Source organism: Bradyrhizobium sp. I1.14.4, from assembly GCF_050435825.1.
Taxonomy (GTDB): domain Bacteria; phylum Pseudomonadota; class Alphaproteobacteria; order Rhizobiales; family Xanthobacteraceae; genus Bradyrhizobium.
Genome location: NZ_JBNDLA010000068.1, coordinates 1 through 2,627, shown reverse-complemented (window position 1 = coordinate 2,627; position 2,627 = coordinate 1). Strand labels below are relative to the sequence as shown.

2 protein-coding genes are annotated in these 2,627 nt (G+C 62.2%); both read left to right on the top strand.

Annotated features, from left to right (window positions below; all coding sequences use genetic code 11):
- Positions 1-219: 219 nt before the first annotated feature.
- Complete coding sequence (istA, locus tag ABIB78_RS38660; protein WP_429034285.1) at positions 220-1,731, top strand: IS21 family transposase; 1,512 nt, start codon at positions 220-222, stop codon at positions 1,729-1,731.
- A gap of 14 nt (positions 1,732-1,745) precedes the next feature.
- A complete protein-coding gene (gene istB / locus ABIB78_RS38655; protein ID WP_279669485.1) occupies positions 1,746-2,498 on the top strand; it encodes an IS21-like element helper ATPase IstB in 753 nt (250 codons plus the stop codon).
- The last annotated feature ends 129 nt before the right edge of the window (positions 2,499-2,627 follow it).

Sequence of the window (2,627 nt, the reverse complement as noted above, 5' to 3'; positions counted from 1 at the left end):
TGCGGATTCCGATTTATTCCGGCCGGGTATTCCGACTTGAAGCCGGCCACCGTTCCGATTTGAAGCCGGCCACGATTCCGAAATGAAACCGGCCGGCATTCCGATTTGAAGCCGGCCGGGGTTTTGGAAGTCGGCGTTTTCGTTTGGGTCAGTCCCTCAGGCATCAAGTCCCTCGTCGATCAACGGGGGAAGCGGATGCCGGCCAAGAGAGAACTGACCATGCGACAGATACGACAGATGCTGCGGCTTGCCCGTGATGGGGTGAGCGCCCGGGAGATCGGGCGCACGCTCGGCGTGGCGCGCAGCACCATTCAGGACAATCTCAAGTGTGCCTCGACTGCCGGGCTGGCGTGGCCTTTGGCGGGCGATCTGACCGACGCCGTTCTTGAACAACGTCTGTTTGCCCATGCCGGCGTCAGGCGCGGCTTCCGACGGCGAGCTGAGCCGGATTGGGCCTCGCTGGCCTGTGAGCTGAAGCGGCCTGGCGTCAATCTGATGGTGCTGTGGGAGGAGTACCGGGCGGTCCACCCGGAAGGATATGGCTACAGCCGGTTCTGCGATTTATTCCGGGAATTCGAGCGGCGGCTGTCGCCGACGATGCGGCAGGACCATCCGGCCGGCGACAAGGTCTTTGTCGATTACTCCGGCAAGAAGATCATGATCGTCGATCGTGCAACCGGGGTCGTGCGTGAAGCGGAGATCTTCGTCGCCGTGCTTGGCGCCTCCAATTACACCTACGCCGAGGCGAGCTGGACGCAGACACTGGCGGACTGGATCGAGGCCCATGTCCGCATGTTCCGGTTTTTTGGCGGGGTGCCGCGGCTTGTCGTCCCTGACAATCTGAAGTCCGGCGTGCACCGGGCCTCATTCTACGACCCTGAAATCAATCGCAGCTACGGGATGATGGCGTCCCATTACGGCGTGGGCATCCTTCCGGCACGGCCAAGAAAGCCCCGGGATAAGGCAAAAGTGGAGGCTGGAGTGCGTTTTGCCCAGACCTATATCCTCGGGCGACTTCGCCGGCAGACCTTCTTCTCCCTGACCGAGGCGAACGCGGCAATCGCCGCCGCGCTGGAGCGCATCAACGCGCACGTCATGCGCCGGATTGGCGTCAGCCGCCGACAATTGTTCGAGACCGTCGAGAGGCCTGTCCTGGCGCCGTTGCCGGATGCCGACTATCAGTTCGCGGAATGGCTCTTGGCGCGCGTCTCGCTCGATTATCACGTCGAGGTCGACGGCTTCTTCTACTCAGTTCCACACGGCCTGATCCGGGAGCAGGTCGACGTTCGCGCCACCACCCGGACCATCGAGTTGTTCCATCGGGGTTTGCGTGTTGCGGCTCACCAGCGCCGTTATGGTGGCCGCCGGCACGGCACTGACCCCGATCACATGCCCAGTGCGCATCGGCGTTACGCCGAGTGGACTCCCGATCGATTCCGGCGTTGGGGGCGGTCAATCGGGCCCAACACCGAGGGGCTCGTCCTCGCCATCCTGGCCAATCGGCCTCATCCCGAACAGGGATTCCGGACCTGCCTGGGCGTGCTTCGGCTGTTCAAGGATATTGATCCCGAACGCGCCGAGCTGATCGCGGCCCGCGCGGTTGCTGTCCGCGCGCTGACCTACAAGAGCATCGCCTCCATCATCGCCAACAAGCTCGAACGCGGTTCTCACGACACCGAGGACGCGATCATCGAACATCCCAATCTGCGCGGCCCCGGTTACTTCCATTGAAAGGATTACCTAGCATGCTCACCCATCCCACCCTCGACCTGCTGCATAGCCTCGGTCTCCACGGTATGGCCAAAGGCTTCAAGGACCTCGATGCCCAGTCCGAAGCGCGCAGCCTCGAACACGCTGAATGGTTGGCGTTGCTCCTCGAACACGAGAAAACGCTGCGCCAGCAAAAGCGGTTCGAAACCAGAGCTCGAGCCGCCAAGCTGCGCCATGCCGCCTGCGTCGAGGATGTCGATTACCGCGCTATCCGCGGCCTCGACCGCGCGCTCTTTCTAAAACTCGCCGCCGGCGACTGGATCCGGGCACGACATAATCTCCTTGTTACCGGGCCGTGCGGCGTCGGCAAGAGCTGGCTCGCTTGCGCCCTTGGCAACAAGGCTTGCCGAGACGACTTCTCAGTTGCCTACCATCGTGTACCGCGTCTCTTCGCCGCGCTCGCACTCGGCCGCGCCGATGGCCGTTACACCAAGATGCTGCGCGCTATCGCACGACTCGACCTGCTGATCCTGGACGACTGGGGACCAGAACCTCTCGACGCCGACCAACGCCGTGATTTGCTCGAAATCGTCGAGGATCGATACGAATCCCGCTCGATTATCGTCACCAGCCAGCTGCCCGTCGATCGCTGGTACGAAATCATCGGAAACCCCACCATCGCCGACGCGATCCTCGATCGCCTCGTCCACAATGCCTACCGCATCGAACTCAAAGGAGAGAGCCTCAGAAAGCAGAAGCAAACCGCTCAAGATCAACCGGTCTCTTGACCTTCCCAGCCCTCAACGACATCATGAAATTGACCCATGCGAACGACGCCACGGGTGGCCGGCTTCAGATCGGAATACCCGGCCGGCTTCGAATTGGAATGCATGGCCGGCTTCGTCGGAATCCGCAGC

Excerpts from the sequence above, each read along its gene's own strand:
- istA (WP_429034285.1), top strand. The coding sequence starts at position 220 with ATGCGACAGATACGACAGATGCTGCGGCTTGCCCGTGATGGGGTGAGC.
- istB (WP_279669485.1), top strand. The coding sequence starts at position 1,746 with ATGCTCACCCATCCCACCCTCGACCTGCTGCATAGCCTCGGTCTCCAC.